18 protein-coding genes and 1 tRNA gene are annotated in these 21,568 nt (G+C 73.3%); 17 read left to right on the top strand and 2 right to left on the bottom strand.

The features are described from left to right. Positions 1-7: 7 nt before the first annotated feature. The 6 genes from GD880_RS10465 to GD880_RS10440 all read left to right on the top strand — a co-directional run bounded on the left by GD880_RS10465 (position 8) and on the right by GD880_RS10440 (position 5,629). Positions 8-484 carry a GNAT family N-acetyltransferase gene (locus tag GD880_RS10465; RefSeq protein ID WP_152231571.1) on the top strand — a complete coding sequence of 159 codons (477 nt, stop codon included), beginning with the start codon at positions 8-10 and terminating at the stop codon, positions 482-484. Between the two features lie 333 nt (positions 485-817). Further along, entirely contained in the window at positions 818-1,771 is a 954-nt protein-coding gene (gene uriH, locus GD880_RS10460; protein ID WP_152231570.1) for a uridine-preferring nucleoside hydrolase UriH, read from the top strand. Continuing rightward, complete coding sequence (gene uriT / locus GD880_RS10455; protein WP_152231569.1) at positions 1,768-3,180, top strand: uridine transporter UriT; 1,413 nt, start codon at positions 1,768-1,770, stop codon at positions 3,178-3,180. Before uriH ends, uriT begins: the two co-directional genes overlap by 4 nt. Before the next feature lie 78 nt (positions 3,181-3,258). Next, entirely contained in the window at positions 3,259-4,308 is a 1,050-nt protein-coding gene (locus tag GD880_RS10450; RefSeq protein ID WP_152231568.1) for a LacI family DNA-binding transcriptional regulator, read from the top strand. Further along, a complete protein-coding gene (locus tag GD880_RS10445; RefSeq protein WP_152231567.1) occupies positions 4,305-5,276 on the top strand; it encodes a ribokinase in 972 nt (323 codons plus the stop codon). Before GD880_RS10450 ends, GD880_RS10445 begins: the two co-directional genes overlap by 4 nt. A 280-nt stretch (positions 5,277-5,556) precedes the next feature. Then, positions 5,557-5,629, top strand: a tRNA-Gly gene (locus GD880_RS10440). Between the two features lie 242 nt (positions 5,630-5,871). On the opposite strand, the gene GD880_RS10435 is transcribed toward GD880_RS10440, so the two are convergent. Continuing rightward, positions 5,872-7,251 carry an aspartate aminotransferase family protein gene (locus GD880_RS10435; RefSeq protein ID WP_152231566.1) on the bottom strand — a complete coding sequence of 460 codons (1,380 nt, stop codon included), beginning with the start codon at positions 7,249-7,251 and terminating at the stop codon, positions 5,872-5,874. Between the two features lie 272 nt (positions 7,252-7,523). Between GD880_RS10435 and GD880_RS10430 the strand changes: the two genes are divergently transcribed. The 4 genes from GD880_RS10430 to GD880_RS10415 are packed head-to-tail and all read left to right on the top strand — an operon-like array spanning position 7,524 to position 12,559. Beyond that, entirely contained in the window at positions 7,524-8,927 is a 1,404-nt protein-coding gene (locus GD880_RS10430) for an FAD-dependent oxidoreductase (protein ID WP_152231636.1), read from the top strand. A gap of 43 nt (positions 8,928-8,970) precedes the next feature. After that, complete coding sequence (locus GD880_RS10425) at positions 8,971-10,449, top strand: aminobutyraldehyde dehydrogenase (RefSeq protein ID WP_152231565.1); 1,479 nt, start codon at positions 8,971-8,973, stop codon at positions 10,447-10,449. A 20-nt stretch (positions 10,450-10,469) separates the two neighbouring features. Next, on the top strand, positions 10,470-11,558 hold the full coding sequence (locus tag GD880_RS10420; RefSeq protein ID WP_226909570.1) for an agmatine deiminase family protein: 1,089 nt from the start codon (positions 10,470-10,472) through the stop codon (positions 11,556-11,558). Continuing rightward, a complete protein-coding gene (locus GD880_RS10415; RefSeq protein WP_152231564.1) occupies positions 11,555-12,559 on the top strand; it encodes a nitrilase-related carbon-nitrogen hydrolase in 1,005 nt (334 codons plus the stop codon). The genes GD880_RS10420 and GD880_RS10415 overlap by 4 nt, the downstream gene beginning before the upstream one ends. A gap of 158 nt (positions 12,560-12,717) precedes the next feature. On the opposite strand, the gene GD880_RS10410 is transcribed toward GD880_RS10415, so the two are convergent. Continuing rightward, entirely contained in the window at positions 12,718-13,191 is a 474-nt protein-coding gene (locus GD880_RS10410) for an Lrp/AsnC family transcriptional regulator (protein ID WP_152231563.1), read from the bottom strand. A gap of 237 nt (positions 13,192-13,428) precedes the next feature. Between GD880_RS10410 and GD880_RS10405 the strand changes: the two genes are divergently transcribed. The 7 genes from GD880_RS10405 to GD880_RS10375 all read left to right on the top strand — a co-directional run bounded on the left by GD880_RS10405 (position 13,429) and on the right by GD880_RS10375 (position 21,556). Further along, positions 13,429-14,646 (top strand): polyamine ABC transporter substrate-binding protein, encoded by a 1,218-nt coding sequence (locus tag GD880_RS10405; protein ID WP_152231562.1) that lies wholly within the window; start codon positions 13,429-13,431, stop codon positions 14,644-14,646. A gap of 10 nt (positions 14,647-14,656) precedes the next feature. Beyond that, positions 14,657-15,823, top strand: a complete 1,167-nt coding sequence (locus tag GD880_RS10400; protein ID WP_152231561.1) for an ABC transporter ATP-binding protein — start codon at positions 14,657-14,659, stop codon at positions 15,821-15,823. Further along, a complete protein-coding gene (locus tag GD880_RS10395) occupies positions 15,820-16,725 on the top strand; it encodes an ABC transporter permease (protein WP_152231560.1) in 906 nt (301 codons plus the stop codon). Before GD880_RS10400 ends, GD880_RS10395 begins: the two co-directional genes overlap by 4 nt. Beyond that, complete coding sequence (locus GD880_RS10390) at positions 16,725-17,531, top strand: ABC transporter permease (RefSeq protein ID WP_152231559.1); 807 nt, start codon at positions 16,725-16,727, stop codon at positions 17,529-17,531. The genes GD880_RS10395 and GD880_RS10390 overlap by 1 nt, the downstream gene beginning before the upstream one ends. 129 nt (positions 17,532-17,660) lie before the next feature. Further along, complete coding sequence (locus GD880_RS10385; RefSeq protein WP_152231558.1) at positions 17,661-18,917, top strand: saccharopine dehydrogenase family protein; 1,257 nt, start codon at positions 17,661-17,663, stop codon at positions 18,915-18,917. Positions 18,918-19,279: 362 nt separating this feature from the next. Further along, complete coding sequence (locus tag GD880_RS10380) at positions 19,280-20,473, top strand: M20 family metallopeptidase (RefSeq protein WP_152231557.1); 1,194 nt, start codon at positions 19,280-19,282, stop codon at positions 20,471-20,473. Positions 20,474-20,674: 201 nt separating this feature from the next. Next, the gene (locus GD880_RS10375) at positions 20,675-21,556 is read left to right on the top strand and encodes a CPBP family intramembrane glutamic endopeptidase (protein ID WP_152231556.1); all 882 of its coding nucleotides are present in this window, start codon (positions 20,675-20,677) and stop codon (positions 21,554-21,556) included. Positions 21,557-21,568: the final 12 nt, after the last annotated feature.

The following is a 21,568-nucleotide window of genomic DNA, read 5'->3' as shown; positions in this document are numbered from 1 at the left end:
TGGCGGCGTGACGCTCCCCTGCGACCTCGCCGACGGCGTCGTCCTGCGCCGTGCGCGCGCGGCGGACCTGCCGGCCCTCGTCCGCCTGCTCGCCGACGACCAGCTCGGCGTCGAACGCGACGGCGGTGATCTCGCGCCCTACCGGCGCGCCTTCGCGGCGATCGACGCCGACCCGTCCCAGCTGCTCGTCGTCGCCGAGGCCGACGGCGTCGTCGTCGGCACCTTGCAGCTGACCACCATTCCCGGGCTGGCCCGGCGCGGGGCGCTGCGCGCCCAGGTCGAGGCGGTGCGCGTGGCCGCGGCCAGGCGGGGGCGGGGTCTCGGCCGGGCCATGATGGGCTGGGCGATCGAGGAGGCGCGCCGGCGCGGCTGCGCCCTGGTCCAGCTCACCACCGACAAGCGCCGCGCCGACGCGCACCGGTTCTACGCGCGCCTCGGGTTCGTCGCCTCCCACGAGGGCATGAAGCTCTCCGTCCGCGGCTGACCCGGCAGCGGCCTCGCCGGGTCGACCGGGGGCCGGGTGCGGCGGGACGGCGCGCGCCGGGCGGGTCTCCCCGGTCCCGGGGACTGCCTGCACCGGGCCGGGTCTCCCCGGTCCCGGGGACTGCCTGGCCGGGCCGGGTCTTCACGCCCGTGGGCGTGGCTGGCACGGGGCGAACGTCTGTGGGGGCGCGACCGATCGAGGGTGCGAGGGTGTGACGCACGGCTCATGGAATCGATTTCATCGGTCGGGCCGAGCGGAGTTACGGTGCCGGTGTAATCGATTCCAAACGGTCCGGCACCAACCCTCCAGCAGGCCGGGCGAAGGGGGACAACGATGTCAAAGAAGATCATCCTCGACTGCGACCCGGGGCACGACGACGCGATCGCCATGCTCCTCGCGCACGGCAATCCGGAGATCGATCTCCTGGCCGTCACGACCGTCGGCGGCAACCAGACCCTCTCCAAGGTCACCCGTAACGCGCTCGCCGTGGCCACGGTCGCCGGCATGGTCGACGTGCCGATCGCGGCGGGGTGCGATCGCCCACTCGTCCGGGCCCAGGAGGTCGCCCCCGACGTCCACGGCGAGTCCGGCCTGGACGGCGTCGAGCTGCCCGAGCCCACCGTCTCCCTCGACCCCCGCCACGCGGTCGACCTCATCATCGACATCGTCATGCGTGAGGAGCCGGGCACGGTCACCCTCGTGCCCATCGGCCCGCTGACCAACATCGCGATGGCGGTGCGCAAGGAGCCGCGGATCGTCGAGCGGGTCAAGGAGGTCGTGCTCATGGGCGGCGGCTACCACGTCGGGAACTGGTCCGCCGTCGCCGAGTTCAACATCCTCGTCGACCCGGAGGCCGCCCACATCGTCTTCTCGGCGGGCTGGGAGCTCACGATGGTCGGCCTCGACCTCACCCACCAGGCGCTGGCGACGGACGAGGTCGCGGCGCGGATCCAGGCGCTCGACACCCCCGTGTCCGACTTCGTGCTCGGGCTCTTCACGTTCTTCCGCGCGGCGTACAAGGACGCGCAGGGCTTCGACTTCCCGCCGGTGCACGACCCGTGCGCCGTCGCCTACTGCATCGATCCCAGCGTGATGACCACCCGCCGGGCGCCGCTCGCCGTCGAGCTCACCGGCACGCACACCCTGGGCATGACGGTGGCGGACTTCCGCGCCCCCGCGCCCGACGACTGCCCCACCCAGGTGGCCGTCGACCTCGACTTCGAGAAGTTCTGGGGCATGGTCATCGACGCGATCGACGCCGTCTCCACCTCGCCGGTCGAAGCATGAGCGCGCCCGCCGCCACGCCCACCGTGGGCACGCGGCGGTCGGTGGCCGGCGTGATGACGGCCCTGCTCGCCGCGTGCTTCGCCTTCCAGCTCAACGCCTCCATGTTGTCGCCGGCACTGGCGCTCATGGAGAAGCAGCTCGATGCGACCACCGCGGAGATCGGCCTGACCCAGACCGCCTTCTTCACCGCGGCGGCGCTGTTCAGCCTCTTCCTGCCGCGCCTGGGGGACATGATCGGGCGCCGCCGGCTCCTGGCCTGGATGATGGCGCTGACCGCGCTCGGGTGCGTGGTCTCCGCGCTGGCGCCGAACGTGACCGTGCTGTTCCTGGGCCGGATCGTCCAGGGTGTTGCGGGACCGACCGTCCCGCTCGCGCTGATCATGCTGCGCGTCGCCGTGCCGGACCCCAAGCGGTACGCGGTGCTCCTCGGCGTCGTGACGGCCATCAACGGCGGCATCGCCGGCGTCGACGCCCTCGCCGGCGGATTCCTCGCCGAGCACTACGGGTTCCGGTCGATCTTCTGGGTCATGGCCGTCATCGGCGTCCTGGCCGTGCTCGCCGTCCGGTACCTCACGGACGAGTCTCGTGTCGCCGTGCCGCAGCCGATGGACTGGCGCGGCGTCGCCCTCCTCGTCGTCGCGGTCGGCTGCGTGCTGACGGCGTTCAACGAGGCGGGCAAGGTGGCCGCCGCGCCCTGGGCGCTCGTTGTCGTGCTCCTTGCGGTCGGGATCGTGGCGTTCGTGGCGTTCTGGAAGTCGGAGGCGGCCTCCGCCCACCCCCTCGTGCCCCCGGCCTACCTGCGCTCGCGCGCGACGTGGGCGCTGCTCGGCACCAGCGTGCTGACCATGACCGGCGTGTTCGCCGTGATGAACGGCATCATTCCGGCCATCGCCCAGGACGAGACGGTCGGGGCCGGCATCGCCGCCGACGTCGCGCCCCTGGTCACGCTGACGCCGTACGCCCTGGCCGGCCTGGTCATGGGGCCGATCGCCGGAAAGCTCGCCGGGACGTTCGGCTACCGCGCCATCCTCCGCGTGGGCCTCGTCGGCACGGTCGTGGGCCTGATCGCCTGCCTCGCGACGGTCAGCAACCCGGCCGGCTGGCTGCTCCTCGGCGTGTCGGTGTTCGTCGGCATCACCTACGCGGGCATCGCGAACATCATGCTCAACGGTCTCGGGATCGTGCTCTCACCGGCCGACAACCCCGGCTACCTGCCGGGCCTGAACGCCGGCGCGTTGAACCTCGGCGCGGGCCTGTCGTTCGCGGTCCTCTTCGCGGTGAAGACCGCGCTCGACGCCGGCGGCCCTGCCGCCGGGTACAGCGGTGCGATCATCGTGGGCGCAGTGTTCCTCGGACTGGCCTTCCTCATGAGCCTGCTCATCCCGAAGCCGGCCGGAGACACGGCGTAGACCATCGCCCGAGCGGGAGGTACGGCCGCCAAGGTCACGGCTGCCGTACCTTCCGCTCGCCGAGACTCCGGGAAGTCCATGACCACCATCAGAGAAGTTGCCGAGCACGCTGGGGTCTCGGTGGCGACGGTGTCGCGTGCCCTGTCGGGGCACGAGGCCGTCTCCCCGGACACGCGGGTACGCGTGCAGGCGGTTGCCGATCGGCTCGGCTACCGGCCGAGCCTGGTTGCCGCGGCCATGCGGACCGGGCGCACCGGGACCATCGGACTGGTGATCGGCGACATCACCAACCCGTTCATGACCGCGTTGGCGTTCCACGTGGAGCAAGAGGTGCGCCGGCGCGGCTGGGTGCTGGCGATCGCCAACGGCATGGAGGATCCCGCGCAGCAAGAGGCGGTGACCGACATGCTGCTGCGGCAGCAGGTGGACGGGCTGCTCCTGGTCCCGGCGGGCCCGCCCACCCCGCGGATGCTGGGCCTCCTCGGCGGCGCCACCCCGGTGGTGTACCTGGATCGCCGACCCGCCGGGGAGGTGCCCTACTCGGTCTTCGTCGATCCGGCACCTGCGCTCCTCGACGTCGCCCGCCACCTGGTGCGTGAGGGCTACCAGCGTCCCGCCGTCATCGCGGGGCCCCGAAAGGCATCCACCGGCAGGGGGCGGGCCAAGGCCACGGTCGATGCGCTGGGACGCGCCGGATATGACGCGACCGACGTGCGGGTCGTGGAGGGCGCCTTCTCTCAGCACTCGGGCCAGGTGGCCATGCGGGAGCTCCTCGAGGGGCCACGTCGGCCCGATGCCGTGATCGCCCTGTCCAACCTGTTGGCCCTGGGGGCCATGGAGGTCCTGGAGGACCACGATCTCGCGATCGGCGCAGAGATCGGGCTCGTGAGCTTCGATGACGACAACTGGTTCCGTGTCACGCGTCCGAGCATCTCGGCGGTGCGCCAGCCCGTAGCCGAGCTCGCCGCCGCCGGAGTGGGGGCGCTGGCATCGATCCTCGAGGGGCGGCCGCCGAAGGGCCGCAAGCTCGTCCTCACCGGGGCCGAATTCATCGCACGTGGTTCCACGTCGCGCCATCTCCCGACCCACGACGCGGTGCCGGGGCACGAAACAGAAGGACCATCATGAACTCTCTCCAGAACGCACTTGCGGCTCTCGACGGCCCCGTCTGCGTGGTCGGCTCCCTGAACGCCGATCTGGTCGTTCGCACCGAACGGCTCCCTCGGCCCGGCGAGACCGTCGAAGGGGGCCCGCTGCGCGTCACGTCGGGAGGGAAGTCGGCCAACCAGGCCGCGGCGGCGGCCCTCATGGGGGCGGCCGTCCGGCTCGTCGGCGCGGTCGGCGACGACGCCAACGGCGCCATCGTGCTCGACCAGCTGGCCGCGGCGGGCGTCCGGCTCGATGCCGTGGCCCGGCGGAGCGGGGTGCCGACCGGGACCGCCGTCGTCTGCGTCGACGCCTCGGCCGAGAACCTCATCATCGTCTCGCCCGGTGCGAACGGGACGACGACGACCGAGGACGTCGCCCGCGCCCGCGACGCCATCGCCGGCTCGCGCGCGCTCGGCCTCGCCTTCGAGGTCGCGGACGCGGTGGTGCTGGCTGCCGCCCGGGTCGCGCGGGAGGAGTCCGTGACGACGGTGCTCAACCCGTCGCCCTACCGGCGGCCCTCGGCGGAGCTGCTCGGCCTCGTCGACGTGCTGGTCGTCAACGAGCACGAGCTGGCGGACATGCTAGGCCGCTCGCCGCGGGAGACCTCGTGGGCCGAGTGTGGACGCGAGGTCGTCGACCGGTTCGGCGTCGCCGACGTGGTGGTGACGCTCGGGGCCGAGGGGGCGGTGGTGCTGCGCACCGGGTCGCCTCACGCCGCCGTGGAGGAGATCGCGGCGACACCGGTCGAGGCGGTGGACACGACCGGCTGCGGTGACGCCTTCACGGGCGCGCTGCTCGCCGGGCTGGCATCGGGCCTCGACCTCGTCCGCGCCGCCCGGATCGCGTCGCTCGTGGGCGCGTACGCGGCCACGGGCGAGGGGGCCCAGGCCTCCTACCCCCGGCCGGCCGACCTCGTGTCGTTCTCGGCCGTGCACAGCCAGGTGTGACGGGGCCCGGCGGCCGGGCGTGCCGCTCCCGCCGTGCCTCGCTCTCGCCGGGCGCGCCGGTCCCGTCGGGGCGCCGCTTCCGGTGGGCGCGATGCGGCTCGGTGTGCCCCGGCCCGTCCTGCCAGTCCCGAGCCGGCGGCCGGGTTATCTCTCTCACAGCGATGACCGGGAGTGGCGGAATCCTGCGGGTTGCGGCGCCCGCCGGCCGCTGGGGCGGGGCCGGGCAGGGCCCGGGTGGCCTATGATTTTCAGGCACCCCCGGAGCCCGCTCCGGAGGCGTGCGGATGTGGCTCAGTTGGTAGAGCATCACCTTGCCAAGGTGAGGGTCGCGGGTTCGAGTCCCGTCATCCGCTCCGACGCCCGTCTGCCATGGCAGGCGGGCGTTTTCCATCTCGGTGCGGTCCGCGCGCCGCCTTCCCCGCCCTCGCCGCCCGCGCGCCTCGCTGAGGCCGCGATCTTGGGTGGCAGCCAGCGGGCTTGCGCCGAGCCAGCCGGGAAGAACCGCCTGGCTCGGCGCATCGCTGGCGGGTTGCGCCCGTTTTCGGCGGGGTGGCGCCCCGCTTCTGCTGGGTGCTCCGCAGGGACGCCGTGGCCGTCAGATCAGCGCCGCCGCCCGGGTGAGCACGTCGCGCAGGATCTGCTCCATCTCGTCGAACTCCGCCTGGCCGACGATCAGCGGCGGGGCGAGCTGGACGACCGGGTCGCCGCGGTCGTCGGCCCGGCAGTACAGCCCGGCGCGGAACAGCTCGGCCGAGACGAAGTCGCGCAGCAGCCGCTCGCTCTCGGCGGCGTCGAACGTGGCCCGGGTGGCCTTGTCCTTGACGAGCTCGATCCCGTAGAAGAACCCCGCCCCGCGCACGTCCCCGACGATCGGCAGGTCCAGCAGCCGCTCGAGGGTCGCCCGGAAGGCGTCCTCGTGGGTGCGCACGTGAGTGTTGAGCCCCTCGCGCTCGAAGATGTCGAGGTTGGCCAGGGCGACGGCGGCGGCGACCGGGTGCCCGCCGAAGGTGTACCCGTGCGCGAAGGACGCCTCACCGGAGGCGAACGGCTCGAACAGCCGGTCGCTGGCGATCATCGCCCCGAGCGGGGCGTACCCGGACGTCAGCCCCTTCGCGCACGTGATGATGTCCGGCGTGTAGCCGTACCGGGTGCCCGCGAACATCTCGCCCAGCCGGCCGAACGCGCAGATCGTCTCGTCGGAGACCATGAGCACGTCGTAGGCGTCGCAGATCTCGCGCACCCGCTGCAGGTACCCCGGCGGCGGCGGGAAGCAGCCGCCGGCGTTCTGCACCGGCTCGACGAACACGGCCGCCACCGTCTCCGCGCCCTCGAACTCGATGGCCTCGGCGATCCGGTCCGCGGCCCAGCGCCCGAAGGCCTCGAGGTCGTCGGCGTGCTCGGTCGCCCGGTAGAAGTTCGTGTTCGGCACCTTCACGGCGCTCGGCACCAGCGGCTCGAACATCGCCTTGGCCTCCGGGATGCCGGTCAGCGACAGGGCCCCGTGCGTGGTGCCGTGGTAGGCGACGGCGCGGCTGATCACCTTGTGCTTGAGCGGCCGGCCGGTGAGCTTGAAGTATTGCTTGGCCAGCTTCCACGCGCTCTCGACGGCCTCGCCGCCACCGGAGGTGAAGAAGACCCGGTTGAGGTCCCCCGGTGCGTACCCCGCCAGCCGCTCGGCCAGCTCGATGGCGCGCGGGTGCGCGTAGGACCACAGCGGGAAGTACGCCAGCTCGGCGGCCTGCCGGGCGGCGGCCTCGGCGAGCTCGGTGCGCCCGTGCCCGGCCTGGACGGTGAACAGCCCGGCGAGCCCGTCGAGGTAGCGCCGGCCGGCGTCGTCGTAGACGTAGGCGCCCTCGCCGCGCACGATCACGGGCACCGGCTCCCCGGGGGCGTGGCGGGCGAAGTGCATCCACAGGTGCCGCTGCGCAGCCTCCTGGGTCCCGGGCACGGCGACGGCGCGGTCGGTGAGCGTCATGGGTTCCTCCGGTCGGCGATTGGGGTGACCCTAGCGCCCCGGGGACCGCCAGCGCCACGGATTCCATCGTGTAACGGCAGTTTGACGACGAAATCCCTTGTTCAGTTTCGGGTTCTCTGCCAAGATCGGCGACAACCGGCGGGGTCTGCCCGCGCAGCAGAGAGGTGGACGTGGCAGCGGACAGCGAACTCCGACCCGGAGGGACCGGCGCCCGGCGCGCGCGTCGCCGGACCGTCTACGAGCGGGCCGAGGCCGAGGTCCCAAGCGCCGAGATCCGCGCCGCCCTGGCGGGCGCGCGGCGCCGGCCCTTCTGGCTCGACGACCCGCGCCGTCCGGACGCCGCCCCGGCCCTGGCCGGCGAGGTCGACACCGACCTCGCCGTCGTCGGCGGCGGCTTCGCCGGGCTGTGGACCGCCCTGCGCGCCAAGGAGCGCGACCCCGCCCGGCGGGTGGTGCTGCTCGAGGCGCGCCGCATCGGCTGGGCCGCGTCGGGGCGCAACGGCGGCTTCTGCGAGGCGAGCCTGACGCACGGCGACGCCAACGGCGTCCGCCACCTGCCCGGTGAGCTCGACCGGCTGCGCGAGCTGGGGCGGGAGAACCTCGCCGAGCTGGTGGCGACGATCGAGCGCTACGACATCGACTGCGACCTCGAGCGGACCGGCACGCTCAACGTCGCCACCGAGGCGCACGAGGTGGCCTGGCTGGCGGAGGAGGCGGACGAGGCCGGCGCCGAGCCGGCCCCGGACGCCGGCGCCGCGACCGTCTTCTTCGACGCCGCCGCCGTGCGCGCCGAGGTGGCCTCCCCGCTGTACCGCGCCGGCCTGTGGGACACCGCCGGCACCGTCCTGCTCAACCCCGCCAAGCTGGCGTGGGGCCTGGCGCGGGTGTGCCGCGAGCTGGGCGTGGAGGTCTACGAGCACACGCCGGTGCGCGCGCTCGCCGCCACCGCGGACGCCGTCACGCTCGACACCGACGGCGGCACGGTCACCGCCCGGCGCGTCGCCCTGGCCACCAACGCCTTCCCGTCGCTGCTGCGCCGCACCCGGCTGCACACCGTCCCGGTCTACGACTACGCGCTCATGACCGAGCCGCTCACCGCGGACCAGCTCGACGCCATCGGCTGGCGCCGCCGGCAGGGCCTGGCGGACCTGAGCAACCGCTTCCACTACTACCGGCTCACCGCCGACAACCGGATCCTCTTCGGCGGCTACGACGCCGTCTACCACTACGGGGGCCGGGTGCGGCCCGAGCACGAGACCAACGAGGCGACCTTCGAGCGCCTCGCCGCCCACCTGCTCGCCACCTTCCCCCAGCTGCGCGGCATCCGGTTCACCCACGCCTGGGGCGGCGCCATCGACACCTGCAGCCGGTTCTTCGCCTTCTTCACCACCGCGCACGGCGGCCGGGTCGCCTCCGCGGCCGGCTTCACCGGCCTGGGCGTGGGCGCCACCCGCTTCGCCGGGGACGTCATGCTCGACCTGCTCGACGGCGTGCGCACCGAGCGCACCGCCCTGGCCATGGTGCGCCGTCGCCCCCGCCCCTTCCCGCCCGAGCCGCTGGCCTGGCTCGGCATCACGCTCACCGTCGCGGCGCTGGCCCGGGCCGATCGCCGCGAGGGGCGGCGCGGGCCGTGGCTGCGGCTCCTCGACGCGCTCAAGCTCGGCTTCGACTCCTGACCCGCCCGGCGCCGCGCGCCCGACCCACCCCTCGGAGGCACCCATGCACCAGTACATCGCCGGTGAGTACCGCGACGGCCGCGGACCGAGCGGCACCCGGATCGACCCGGCCACCGGCGAGGCCGCCGAGACGCTGCGGTACGCGAGCCCCGCCGACGTCGACGACGCCGTCGCCGCCGCCACCGCCGCGCTGCCCGCCTGGTCGGGCCTGACGCCGGGGGAGCGGGCCGACGCGCTGCTGCGCCTGGCCGCCGAGCTCGACCGGCGCGCGGACGAGCTGGCCGCCGTCGAGACCGCTCAGACCGGCAAGACCATCCGCATGTCCACCGAGTTCGACGTGCCCGGCACCATCGACAACGCCGCCTTCTTCGCCGGCGCCGCCCGCCAGCTCCAGGGCCTGGCCGCCGGGGAGTACGCCGGCCGGGCCACCTCGCTGGTGCGCCGCGAGCCGGTCGGCGTCGTCGGGTCCATCGCGCCGTGGAACTACCCGCTGCAGATGGCCGGGTGGAAGATCCTGCCCGCGGTCGCCGCCGGGAACACGATCGTGCTCAAGCCCTCCGAGCTCACCCCCGGCACCACCTTGCTGCTCGCCGAGGCGGCCGCCGCCGCCGGCCTGCCGGACGGGGTGATCAACGTCGTCACCGGCCCCGGGCCGAGCGTGGGCGAGCACCTCGTGCGCCACCCCGGCGTGGCGATGACCTCCTTCACCGGGTCGACGGCGGTGGGCCGGCGGATCATGGCGCTGGCCGCCGAGACGGCCAAGCGCGTGCACCTCGAGCTCGGTGGCAAGGCCCCCTTCGTCGTCTTCGACGACGCCGACCTCGAGGCCGCCGCCCGAGGCGCCGTCGCCGGGGCGATCATCAACGGCGGGCAAGACTGCACCGCCGCGACCCGCGCCTACGTCCAGCGCCCGCTCTTCGCCGCGTTCACCGCGCGGGTGGCCGAGCTCATGGACCAGGTGGTCGTCGGCGACCCCACCGACCCCGAGACCGACCTCGGCGCGCTCATCACCCACGCCCACCGCGACAAGGTGGCCGGCTTCGTCGACCGCGCCCGCGCCGCCGGGGCGCGCGTGCTCGCCGGCGGGGCGGCGCCCGACGGCGCCCTCGCGGCCGGGGCGTTCTACCGGCCCACCCTGGTCGTCGACGCCGCCCAGGACAGCGAGATCGTCCAGCGGGAGGTCTTCGGCCCGGTGCTCGTCGCGCTGCCGTTCGACACCGACGACGAGGCGATCGCCCTGGCCAACGACACCCCCTACGGGCTCGCGGCGTCGGCGTGGACCACGAGCCTGGCGCGCTCGCTGCGCGCGAGCGAGGAGATCCAGGCCGGGTGCGTGTGGCTCAACGACCACATCACCATCACCTCGGAGATGCCGCACGGCGGGTACAAGGCCTCCGGGTTCGGCAAGGACATGTCGGCGTACTCGCTCGAGGAGTACACGAACGTCAAGCACGTCCTGGCCAGCCGCGAGAGCGGCCCGGAGCGTCCCTGGCACGACACCGTGTTCCGGGTGCGCCGGTGACCCCCACCCCTCGCGGCGAGATGTCGTCTGCTCGTCCAGGCGTCATGCCGGCCGCCACGGGCGCGCCGGGCACGTTCATGCCGGCGGAGTGGGAGCCGCACACCCGCACGTGGATGGCCTTCCCGACGGCGAACGCCACCTTCGGCCCCGACGGCTCGGCCACGCTGGCCGCGGCCCGCCGCGCCTGGGCGGCGGTGGCCACGGCCGTGGTGGGGCACGAACCGGTGACCATGGTGGTGGCCCCGGGCGACGGCCAGGCCGCGGCCGCGGTCCTGCCGCCTGGCGTGGAGACGGTCGAGCTGGCGCTGGACGATGCGTGGATGCGCGACAGCGGCCCGACGTTCGTGCGCGACGCCGCCGGCGCCGTCGTCGCCGTCGACTGGGTGTTCAACGGCTGGGGCGCCCAGGAGTGGGCCGCCTGGGGGCAGGACCGGCACCTGGCCCGGCGGGTGGCGGCGCTGGCGGGCGCGGAGGTGGCGCCGTCGTGGCTGGTCAACGAGGGTGGCGGGATCCACGTCGACGGCGAGGGCACCGTGCTGCTCACCGAGACCGTCCAGCTCGACCCGCACCGCAACCCCGGCGCCACCCGCGCGGCGGTGGAGGCCGAGGTTCACGCCCGGCTGGGCACGACCACGGCGATCTGGCTGCCGCGCGGGCTGACCCGGGACTACGACGAGTTCGGCACCCGCGGGCACGTGGACATCGTCGCCGCGTTCGTGCGGCCCGGCGTCGTCGTCGTCCACGACCAGCAGGACCCCGCCCACCCCGACCACGCGGTGAGCGCCCAGGTCCGCGAGGTGCTCGCCGGCGCCGTCGACGCCCGCGGCCGGCGGCTGGAGATCCTGGACCTGCCCGCCCCCACCGTTCCGGCCGCCGACGGCGGGATCAGCGACTACTCCTACGTCAACCACTACGTGGCCAACGGCGCCGTGGTCGTCGGCACGTTCGCAGACCCCGCGGACGCCGGCGCCGTCGACGTGCTCGCCGCGGCCTACCCCGGCCGGACGATCGTCACCGTGGACGGGCGGGACGTCTTCGCCTTCGGCGGCGGGGTCCACTGCATCACCCAGCAGCAGCCGGCGCCCGCGCCGGCGAAGGAGGCACGATGAAGGTCCTGACGGCCCAGGCGCCGCCGTCCCCCGCCCGCGTCCACCCGCCCGCGTCCGAGCCGGTGCGCGTCGGGGCGGTGCAGACCCGCTGGCACCCCGACCCGGCCGAGCACCGGGCCGCGCTGCGCGAGGGCATCTTCGCCGCGGCGACCGCCGGCGCGCAGGTCGTCTTCCTCCAAGAGCTCACGCTCACCCGCTACCTCGCCGACACCCGACCCACCGGGCCCGCCGACGCCACCGCGGAACAGCTGCTCGGCGGCCCCACGTACGCCTTCGCCGCCGAGGCGGCCGCCGCGGCCGGCGTCCCGGTCCACGCCTCGCTGTTCGAGCGCGCGCCTGGGCCGGACGGGCGCGGGTACAACACCGCCATCCTCGTCGCCCCCGACGGCGCCCTGCTGGCCGCCACCCGCAAGCTGCACATCCCCGTCACCGCCGGCTACCACGAGGACGCCTACTTCCGGCCCGGCCCCGCCGACGGCGACCCCTACCCGGTCGTCGCCCTGAACACGCCCGTTGGCCGGGTCGCCCTCGGCCTGCCGACCTGCTGGGACCAGTGGTTCCCCGAGGTGGCCCGTGCCTACGCGCTGGCCGGCGCGGACCTTGTCGCCTACCCGACGGCGATCGGCTCCGAGCCGGACCACCCCGGGTTCGACACCCAGCCGCTGTGGCAGCACACGATCGTCGCCCACGGCATCGCCAACGGGACGTTCATGGTGGCCGTCAACCGGTGGGGCGACGAGGGCCTGAACACCTTCTACGGCTCCTCGTTCATCTCCGACCCCTACGGGCGGGTGCTGGTGCAGGCCCCGCGCGACGCCGACGCCGTCCTGGTCGCCGAGCTCGACCTCGCCCAGCGCCGCGACTGGCTCGACCTGTTCCCTCTGATCGCCACCCGGCGACCCGACACCTATGCCCGGCTGGCCGGCGCGCCCGGGACGCAGGGCTCGCCCGGGGCGCACGGGCAAGCGGCGGGGGTGGGCGGCGCGCGGGGTGGCGGCTGACGGCCCGCTCCCGCGCGCGGTGCGCGCCCATGCTCCGGCCGCCGCCGACCGCTACAGGACTCGTCGGCCGCCACCGTTGCGGCTGCAGCGCCCGCCGATAATGCGCCCTCCCACCAGGGTTGGTGGGCTGGCGCGTCGCTGCGGGGGGCCGGAAGGGGTCAGTGGGTGCCCCAGGAGTACGTCTGCTTCTCGAGCTTGAGGTACACGAACGTCTCGGTGGTGCGCACCCCGGGCAGCCCGCGGATGCGCGAGGAGAGGATCTCGAGCAGGTGCGCGTCGTCCTCGGCGACCACCTCCACCAGGATGTCGAAGGACCCGGCGGTGATGACGACGTAGTCCACCTCGGACATCTGGGCCAGCTGGGTGGCCACCGGCTGGATCTCGCCCTCGACCTGGATGCCGATCATCGCCTGGCGGCCCACGCCCACCTGTACCGGGTCGGTGACCGCGACGATCTGCATGACGCCGCTGTCGAGGAGTCGCTGGACGCGCTGGCGCACGGCCGCCTCGGAGAGCCCGACGGCCCGGCCGATGGTGGCGTAGGAGCGGCGTCCGTCCTGCTGCAGCTGGGCGACGATGGTCTTGGAGACGTCGTCGAGGCCGTTGGTCCGGTGCCTGGTCACGGTCTTCATGATGTCAGCGGTGACCGAGTTGTAACCACTGAATCCGAAGCGAAACGAGAAATTCACAACGGATATCTATGTGATCGGGGCCACCTCGTGCCAGTATCGGCGTCAACTCACTGCGGAGCACGACAAGGAGGTGGTCGGACCTATGACGTTCTGCACCGCCGTGGCGGCGCCACCTGTGCGCGCCGCCCGTTGCCGTGCCCTCGCCGCTGCACCGCCCCGACTCTCCGAAGGACGCTGATGGCTCCCCTTGCTCGCCCCTCGCTCCCGGCCCGGCGCACCCTCGCCGTGCCCTCCGCCGTCTCCCGCCGGGCGTTCCTGCGCACCGCCGGCGCCGGCGGCCTCGCCCTCGGCGCGGCGGCCCTGCTCGCCGCCTGCGGCACCCCGGCCCAGAAGGGCACCCCGGGCGCGGCGGCGGAGGACCTGTCCGACAAGGAGAAGACCGTGAACTTCTCCAACTGGCCGCTGTACATCGACTACTCCGAGGACGAGAAGTCGCGGCCGAGCCTCGAGGCGTTCGAGGAGAAGACCGGCATCACGGTGAACTACACCGAGGAGGTCAACGACAATGCCGAGTTCTTCGGCAAGGTCCAGGGCCAGCTCTCGCAGGGTCAGCCCACGGGGCGCGACCTGTTCGTGCTCACCGACTACATGGCCGCCCGCATGATCAACCACGGCTGGCTGCAGAAGCTCGACCACGCCAACCTGCCCAACGTCGAGGCGAACCTCCTGCCGAACCTCGCCTCGCCGTCGTGGGACGCCGACCGGAGCTATGCGGTGCCGTGGCAGTCCGGCCTGACCGGCATCGCCTACAACGCCGCCAAGACGGGCGAGGTGCGCAGCTTCCAGGAGCTCCTCACCAAGCCCGAGCTCAAGGGCCGCATCACCTTCCTCTCGGAGATGCAGGACACCATGGCGTTCATGCTGTCCCTGGTCGGCAAGGACCCCTCGAAGTTCACCGACGCGGACTTCGACCTGGCGCTCGAGCGTCTCCAGGGCGCCGTCGACGTCGGCCAGATCCGCGCGTTCACCGGCAACGACTACGCCCAGGACCTCGTGCAGGGCAACATCGTCGCGGCCATGGCGTGGTCCGGGGACGTCGTCCAGCTGCAGTTCGACAACCCGGACATCAAGTTCGTCGCCCCGGAGGAGGGTCTCAACCTCTGGAGCGACAACATGCTCGTGCCCAACGGCGCCACCCACAAGAAGAACGCCGAGCTCCTCATGGACCACTACTACGACCCGGCGGTGGCGGCCCAGGTGGCCGCCTGGGTGAACTACATCTGCCCCGTCGCCGGCGCGCAGGAGGAGATGACGAAGATCGACCCGGAGCTCGCCGAGAACCCGCTGATCTTCCCCACCGACGACTTCCTCGCCAATTCCTACACCTTCATGGGAATGACCGAGGAGCAGGACCGCGCCTACACCGAGAAGTTCCAGAAGGTCGTGGGGGCCTGACATGGCACGCATGGCCCGCACCGCCCGCAGCAAGGACCGCGCCGGCGCCATCGAGGGCGACCTCGAGCTGCTGGACGTCTCCAAGCAGTTCGGCGAGCACACCGCCGTCGACCACCTCACCGTGACGATCCCGCAGGGGTCCTTCTTCGCCCTGCTGGGTGCCTCCGGGTGCGGCAAGACCACGACCCTGCGCATGGTCGCCGGGCTCGAGGAGCCCACCGCCGGGCAGATCAGGCTGGGCGGGCAGGACGTCACCCGGCTCAAGCCCTACCGTCGGCCGATCAACACGGTCTTCCAGAACTACGCCCTCTTCCCGCACCTGGACATCTTCGAGAACGTGGCCTTCGGGCTGCGCCGCCGCGGCGTCAAGGACGTCAAGGCGCAGGTGGAGCGCATGCTCGAGCTCGTCGAGCTCGGCGGGTACGGCGCCCGCCGGCCCGCCGAGCTCTCCGGCGGCCAGCAGCAGCGGGTCGCGCTGGCCCGGGCGCTGATCAACCAGCCCAAGGTGCTCCTCCTCGACGAGCCGCTCGGCGCGCTGGACCTCAAGCTGCGCCGGCAGATGCAGATCGAGATCAAGCGCATCCAGACCGAGGTCGGCCTGACCTTCCTCCACGTCACCCACGACCAGGAGGAGGCCATGACCATGGCCGACACCATCGCGGTGATGAACGCCGGGCGCATCGAGCAGATGGGCAGCCCCGCCGAGCTCTACGACCGCCCCGCGACGACCTTCGTGGCCAACTTCCTCGGCCAGTGCAACCTCGTGCGGGCGACGGCGGACGCCGCCGGCGACGACGTGGCCCTGTCCGTCGAGGGGCGCCGCTGGGCCGTCCCGGCCGGGCGGAGCTCGGCCACCGGGACGGACGTGTGGGTGGGCGTGCGCCCGGAGAAGCTGCGTCTCACCCCGGCCGGTACGCCGGTGCCCGAGGGTGTCAACGCCGTCGACGGCGTCATCACCGACACCAGCTACGTCGGGGTGAGCACCCAGTACCTCGTGCGGGTGCCCTGGGGCCAGGAGCTCGGCGTCTTCGAGCAGAACGTGGGCCTGGAGGGGCCGCTGCAGCCGGGGGCGGAGGTCAGCGTGCACTTCCGGCCGGCGCACGGGTTCGTCCTCGACGCCGACGGTGCGGCCACGGCCGGCGTCGTCGTCGAGGACCAGGTCGGAGCGGTGGCATGACGGCCCTCGCCGGGCTGGCCCCCACCCAGGTCGCCGGCGCCCCCGCGCCGGCGCGCCGCGGCCGGCGCCGCACCGCCTACCTCCTGCTGCTGCCTGGCGGGCTGTGGCTGCTCGTCTTCTTCGCCCTGCCGCTGGTCCAGCTCTTCGCCACCAGCCTGTACGACCCCTCCGGCTCGCTGACCACCGGCTACCAGCAGGCCTTCGCCTGGCAGAACTACGTCGACGCCGTCACCGCGTACGCCCCGCAGTTCCTGCGCGCCTTCCTCTACGCCGGGATCGCGACGGTGCTGGGCTTCCTCCTGGGCTACCCGCTGGCCTACACCATGGCCTTCAAGGCGGGCCGGTGGAAGAACGTCATGCTCGTGCTCGTCGTCGCGCCGTTCTTCACGAGCTTCCTCGTGCGCACGCTGGCGTGGAAGTCGATCCTCGCCGACAACGGCCCGGTCCTCGACATCCTGCGGGCGGTGGGGATCGTGGCCCCGGACGGGCGGCTGCTGGCCACCTCCGTCGCCGTCGTCACCGGCCTGACGTACAACTTCCTGCCGTTCATGGTGCTGCCGATCTACGCGGCGCTGGAGAAGCTCGACCCCCGCCTCGTCGAGGCGGCCGGGGACCTGTACGCCAGCCCGGTCACGGCGTTCCGCAAGGTGACGCTGCCGCTGTCGGCGTCCGGGGTGGTGGCCGGGACGCTCATGACGTTCATCCCCGCGGCCGGGGACTACGTCAACGCCCAGCTGCTCGGCACGCCGAACCAGTACATGATCGGCAACGTCATCAACAGCTCGTTCCTCGTGACGTTGAACTACCCGCAGGCCGCCGCGCTGTCGTTCCTGCTCATGGCGATCATCCTGCTGCTCGTCGTGCTCTACGTCCGGCGCATCGGGACGAAGGAGCTGGTCTGATGGACATCCTCTACCGCACCCGCCGGTGGGTGGGGCGCAACCTCGTCGTCGTCGTCGCCCTCGGCGTGCTGGCGTACATGCTGCTGCCCAACGCCGTCGTCGCGCTGCTGTCGTTCAACAAGCCCGCCAGCCGGCTGAGCTATGACTTTCAGGAATTCACGCTGGACAACTGGCTCCACCCCTGCGCGGCCGGCGACATGTGCGCCGCGCTGGGCACCAGCTTCCGCATCGGCTTCGTCGTCACGCTCGTGGCCACGCTGCTCGGCACGCTGATGTCCTTCGCCATGGTGCGCCACCGCTACCGCGGCCAGGCGGCGACCAACGTCCTCATCTACCTTCCGATGGCCACCCCCGAGGTGGTCATGGGGTCTTCGCTGCTCACGCTGTTCGTGGCCGCCGGGTTGCCGCTGGGCACGGTCACCGTGGTGATTGCGCACATCATGTTCTGCCTGTCCTTCGTGGTCGTGACGGTCAAGGCCCGCCTGGCCGGGCTCGACCCCCGGCTGGAGCAGGCGGCGATGGACCTGTACGCCAACGAGTGGGAGACCTTCCGGCGGGTGACCCTGCCGCTGGTCGCCCCCGGCATCGCCGCGGCCGCGATGCTCAGCTTCGCGCTGTCCTTCGACGACTTCGTCATCACGAACTTCAACTCCGGCACCACGGTGACCTTCCCGATGTACGTCTGGGGCAGCGCCCAGCGCGGCGTGCCCATGCAGGTCAACGTGATCGGCACGGCGATGTTCGCCGTCGCCCTGCTGGTGCTGACCGTCGGGGAGGCCCGGCGGCGGCGCGCCGGCCGCCGCTGACCGCGCCCGGACCCCGACCGGCCCGGCGCCCGAACCGCCACGCCCGCCCGGGCCCGACCGGCCCGGCGCCCGAACCGCCACGCTCGCCCGGGCCCACCGGGCACAGTCCCCCACCCGAACGGAGCTCTCGTGCGCATCCTCCTCGCTGGCGCCGGTGGCGTCGGGTCCGCCCTCGTGCGGATCGCCGCCCGCCGCGACTTCTTCGACCGTCTCGTGGTGACCGACTACGACCTCGCCCGTGCCGAGGCCGCCGTCGCCGCCGTGGCCGGCGACGCCCGGTTCGCCGCGGACTGCCTCGACGCGTCAGACGAGGCCGCCGTCGCCGCCGCCCTGGCCCGCCACGGGTGCGACGTGCTCGTCAACGCCGTCGACCCCCGGTTCGTCATGCCGCTGTTCCGTGGCGCGCTCGCGGCCGGGGCCGACTACCTCGACATGGCGATGAGCCTGTCGCGCCCGCACCCGGAGCGCCCGCACGAGGAGCCCGGCGTCAAGCTCGGCGACGAGCAGTTCGCCCTCGCCGGGGAGTGGGAGGCCGCCGGCCGGCTGGCACTGGTCGGCATGGGGGTGGAGCCCGGCCTGTCCGACGTCTTCGCCCGCTACGCCGCCGACCACCTGTTCTCGCGGATCGACGAGATCGGCGTGCGCGACGGAGCCAACCTCGCCGTCGCCGGGCACGACTTCGCGCCGTCCTTCAGCATCTGGACCACGATCGAGGAGTGCCTCAACCCGCCGGTGGTGTTCGAGCGGGACCGCGGCTGGTACACCACGGCGCCGTTCAGCGAGCCGGAGGTGTTCGACTTCCCCGAGGGCATCGGCCCGGTCGAGTGCGTCAACGTCGAGCACGAGGAGGTCCTCCTCATGCCGCGCTGGCTCGACGCGACGCGGGTGACCTTCAAGTACGGCCTGGGCCAGGAGTTCATCGACGTGCTCCAGACCCTGCACAAGCTGGGCCTGGACCGCACGGACAAGGTCCGCGTGGGCGGCGCCACGGTCAGCCCGCGCGACGTCGTGGCCGCATGCCTGCCCGACCCGGCGACCCTCGGCGAGGCGATGAGCGGCAAGACGTGCGCCGGCACGTGGGTGCGGGGCCTGGGCCGCGACGGCGAGCCCCGCCAGGTCTACCTCTACCACGTGGTCGACAACGCGTGGTCGATGCGCGAGTACGGCTCCCAGGCGGTGGTGTGGCAGACGGCGATCAACCCCGTCGCGGCCCTCGAGCTGGTCGCGACCGGCGCCTGGGCCGGCGCCGGCGTGCTCGGGCCGGAGGCCTTCGACGCCGCCCCCTTCCTGGAGCTGCTCACCGCGTACGGATCGCCGTGGGGGCTGCGCGAGGAGGAGCCCGGCGTCCCGGCGGCCGTGGCCACGCAGGGCCGATCCGCCGGGTAGCGGGCCGCCACGCCTGGACAGGCGGTCGACGTCGTTCCGCCGCGCCCCCGGCCGCGAGTGCGCGGCGCGGTGCCCGGCGTCCTCGCTGCTACGTTGCGAGCCGTGACGAACTGGGAAGCGGTGTACGCCGCCGGCTGCGCCGTGCCGGCGGGGCGGCCCGCGGCTCCCGGTGCCGCACGCACCGGCGGTCCGGACCCGGCTGGCCGAGGTGCTCGAGCCGGTGTTCCAGTACAGCTGAGCCGGGCGCAGCGGTCTGCGGTGGCCAGGCACGTGAGGCGCTTCGAGGTCGCCGGTCAGACCCCGCTGCGGGGGCCGGTTCGGGTCGCCGTGACGCCCTTGCGCCGCAGGTGGACAATCGGGCGATGGGGACCACCACGCGCACCGTGGCGCGATCGTCCCGGGAGCAGGCGGCGGCAGACCTGCCGCTGATCCGGCGGGACGTCGTCGCGCTCGTCGAGGCCGAGACGTGCAGCTACGACGTCGCGGCGCTGCGCGCCGGGTCGCTGCACGTGGCGGCGCTGGCGACGCGGCTGTGCGGGGCGCCGGCGGAGGAGCGGCGCCACCCCGGCGGCGCCCACGGCGACACCCTCACGATGACCTGGCCGGGCACCGGCGCCGGCCGGGTGCTCGTGCTCGCCCACTACGACACCGTCTGGCCCACCGGCACCCTTGCCTCCTGGCCCGTGACGGCCGGCAGCGACGCCTCCGGCCGGGAGACGCTCACCGGGCCGGGCATCTTCGACATGAAGGCCGGGCTGGTGCAGAGCCTGTGGGCGCTCCGCCTGCTCCAGGGCTCCGGCGCGCCCACCCCCACGGTGACGTTCCTGTTCAACGGGGACGAGGAGATCGGCTCGCCGGTGTCTCGCCCGCTCATCGAGGCGGCCGCGCTCGACGTCGATGCGGTCCTGGTCGCCGAGCCGTCCGCTGGCGGCGCGGTGAAGACCGGCCGCAAGGGCGTGGGGTTCTTCCAGGTCGACGTCGTGGGCATCGAGGCCCACGCCGGGCTCGACCCCGAGGCGGGGGCGAGCGCCATCCACGCGATCGCGGAGATCATCACCCAGCTCACCCACATCGCCGACCTCTCCCGGGGCACCTCCATCAACGTCGGCCTCATCGACGGCGGCTCGGGCACCAACGTCGCGGCCGGCCACGCCCGCGCCATGGTGGACATCCGGGTCCAGGACCCCGCCGAGCAGGAGCGCGTCGACCGCGCGTTCGACGCCGTGACGGTCAGCGACCCGCGCGTGCGGGTGACGGTCGGCCACCACTGGAACCGCCCGCCGATGTTCCCCAACGAGGCGTCGGCCCCGCTCGTCGCCGTGCTGCGGGACTCCGCCCGCGAGCTCGGGTACGAGCTGCGCGAGGCCTTCGTCGGCGGGGCGAGCGACGCCAACTTCGTGGCCGGGCTGGGGCGCCCGGTGGTGTGCGGGCTCGGCGCGGTCGGGTCGGCGCCCCACGCCCGCACCGAGTTCATCTACCCCGACACCATCCCCACCCAGGTGGCGCTCACCGCCGGCGCCCTCGCCCGCCTGGCGCACGGGCTGCCGACGGCGTGAGCCGCCCGTCGCGGTCGGGCGGGCCGGCCCACGGGCTGCCGACGGCGTGGGCCTCGCGTGCCGCTCAGGGACTGATCGGGGTGCGCTCCGGGCGGTATCGGGGGAGGCCCCGATACCGCGAGCGGCGCCTCCACTGAAACGGTGATCCTCGACGGGCTTCCCGCCGCCTCACGTCCGATTCGCCCTTCCGAGAGGTCACCCATGCCCAGCCGCACCCCCACGCCCAGACCGAGCCCCGCACCGATGACGGACGGGCTGACCCTTCGGTCGCTCTGGGCCTTCTTCGTCGCCACCTTCGCCCTGTCCTGGGGTGCCGGCGTGCTGTACATGCTGTTCCAGGAGCGGCTCGACGCCGTCTTCGGGCCGATGGGGTACACCAACCCGCTGTTCATCTTCATGGTCTACGCGCCGGGGATCGTCGGGGTGCTCATGGTGTGGCGACGCTTCGGGCTCGCGGGCCTGGGCGCCTTCCTCCGGCGCTTCGCCCTGGCGCGGATGTCCCTGGCGTGGTGGCTCGTGCTCCTGATCGGCATGCCCGCGGTCTTCTACGGCGGAGCGGCGATCCTGGGCGACCTCTCGCAACCGTTCCCCTTCACGCCCTGGTACACCGTGCTGCCGGCCCTGCTGCCGATGCTGCTCATCGGTCCCGTCGAAGAGCTCGGCTGGCGCGGCGTGGCGCTCCCGCTGCTCCAGCGGCATCTCTCCCCGCTGTGGTCGGCCCTGCTGCTCGGCCTGGTCGTGGCGGTCTGGCACACGCCGTCGTTCCTGGTCAGCGGGACGAAGCAGTCCGCCTGGGACTTCTGGCCGTTCTTCGTCGGCATCGTGGCGATCAGCGTCATCCTCACGCCGATGTTCAACGCCGCGCGGGGCAGCCTGCTGGTGGCGTTCCTGTTCCACGCGCAGATGAACAACCCCGTCTGGCCCGATGCCCAACCGTGGGACATGTGGCTGTTCGCCGCGACGGCGGTCGTGGTGGCGCTGGTGAACCGCAAGGCCCTGCTCGACCGCGGTGCGGCGGCGACCGCCGTCATGGCCACCAGCGACACGCGCGACCGCACGGCATCGGCGCGCCGGCCCGCCTGACGTCACTACCCT

This window comes from Georgenia ruanii (assembly GCF_009193175.1).
Lineage (GTDB): Bacteria > Actinomycetota > Actinomycetes > Actinomycetales > Actinomycetaceae > Georgenia > Georgenia ruanii.
The sequence above is the reverse complement of the archived record's forward strand: the minus strand, read 5'-3'. Positions and strand labels throughout refer to the sequence as shown.

Bases quoted from the DNA above. Each gene is read 5' to 3' on its own strand.
- GD880_RS10400 (WP_152231561.1), top strand. From the start codon at position 14,657: ATGGCCCGCACCGCCCGCAGCAAGGACCGCGCCGGCGCCATCGAGGGC.
- GD880_RS10450 (WP_152231568.1), top strand. From the start codon at position 3,259: ATGACCACCATCAGAGAAGTTGCCGAGCACGCTGGGGTCTCGGTGGCG.
- GD880_RS10435 (WP_152231566.1), bottom strand. From the start codon at position 7,251: ATGACGCTCACCGACCGCGCCGTCGCCGTGCCCGGGACCCAGGAGGCT.
- GD880_RS10380 (WP_152231557.1), top strand. From the start codon at position 19,280: ATGGGGACCACCACGCGCACCGTGGCGCGATCGTCCCGGGAGCAGGCG.
- GD880_RS10445 (WP_152231567.1), top strand. From the start codon at position 4,305: ATGAACTCTCTCCAGAACGCACTTGCGGCTCTCGACGGCCCCGTCTGC.
- GD880_RS10415 (WP_152231564.1), top strand. From the start codon at position 11,555: ATGAAGGTCCTGACGGCCCAGGCGCCGCCGTCCCCCGCCCGCGTCCAC.
- uriH (WP_152231570.1), top strand. From the start codon at position 818: ATGTCAAAGAAGATCATCCTCGACTGCGACCCGGGGCACGACGACGCG.
- GD880_RS10395 (WP_152231560.1), top strand. From the start codon at position 15,820: ATGACGGCCCTCGCCGGGCTGGCCCCCACCCAGGTCGCCGGCGCCCCC.
- uriT (WP_152231569.1), top strand. From the start codon at position 1,768: ATGAGCGCGCCCGCCGCCACGCCCACCGTGGGCACGCGGCGGTCGGTG.
- GD880_RS10390 (WP_152231559.1), top strand. From the start codon at position 16,725: ATGGACATCCTCTACCGCACCCGCCGGTGGGTGGGGCGCAACCTCGTC.
- GD880_RS10420 (WP_226909570.1), top strand. From the start codon at position 10,470: ATGTCGTCTGCTCGTCCAGGCGTCATGCCGGCCGCCACGGGCGCGCCG.
- GD880_RS10425 (WP_152231565.1), top strand. From the start codon at position 8,971: ATGCACCAGTACATCGCCGGTGAGTACCGCGACGGCCGCGGACCGAGC.
- GD880_RS10405 (WP_152231562.1), top strand. From the start codon at position 13,429: ATGGCTCCCCTTGCTCGCCCCTCGCTCCCGGCCCGGCGCACCCTCGCC.
- GD880_RS10375 (WP_152231556.1), top strand. From the start codon at position 20,675: ATGCCCAGCCGCACCCCCACGCCCAGACCGAGCCCCGCACCGATGACG.
- GD880_RS10410 (WP_152231563.1), bottom strand. From the start codon at position 13,191: ATGAAGACCGTGACCAGGCACCGGACCAACGGCCTCGACGACGTCTCC.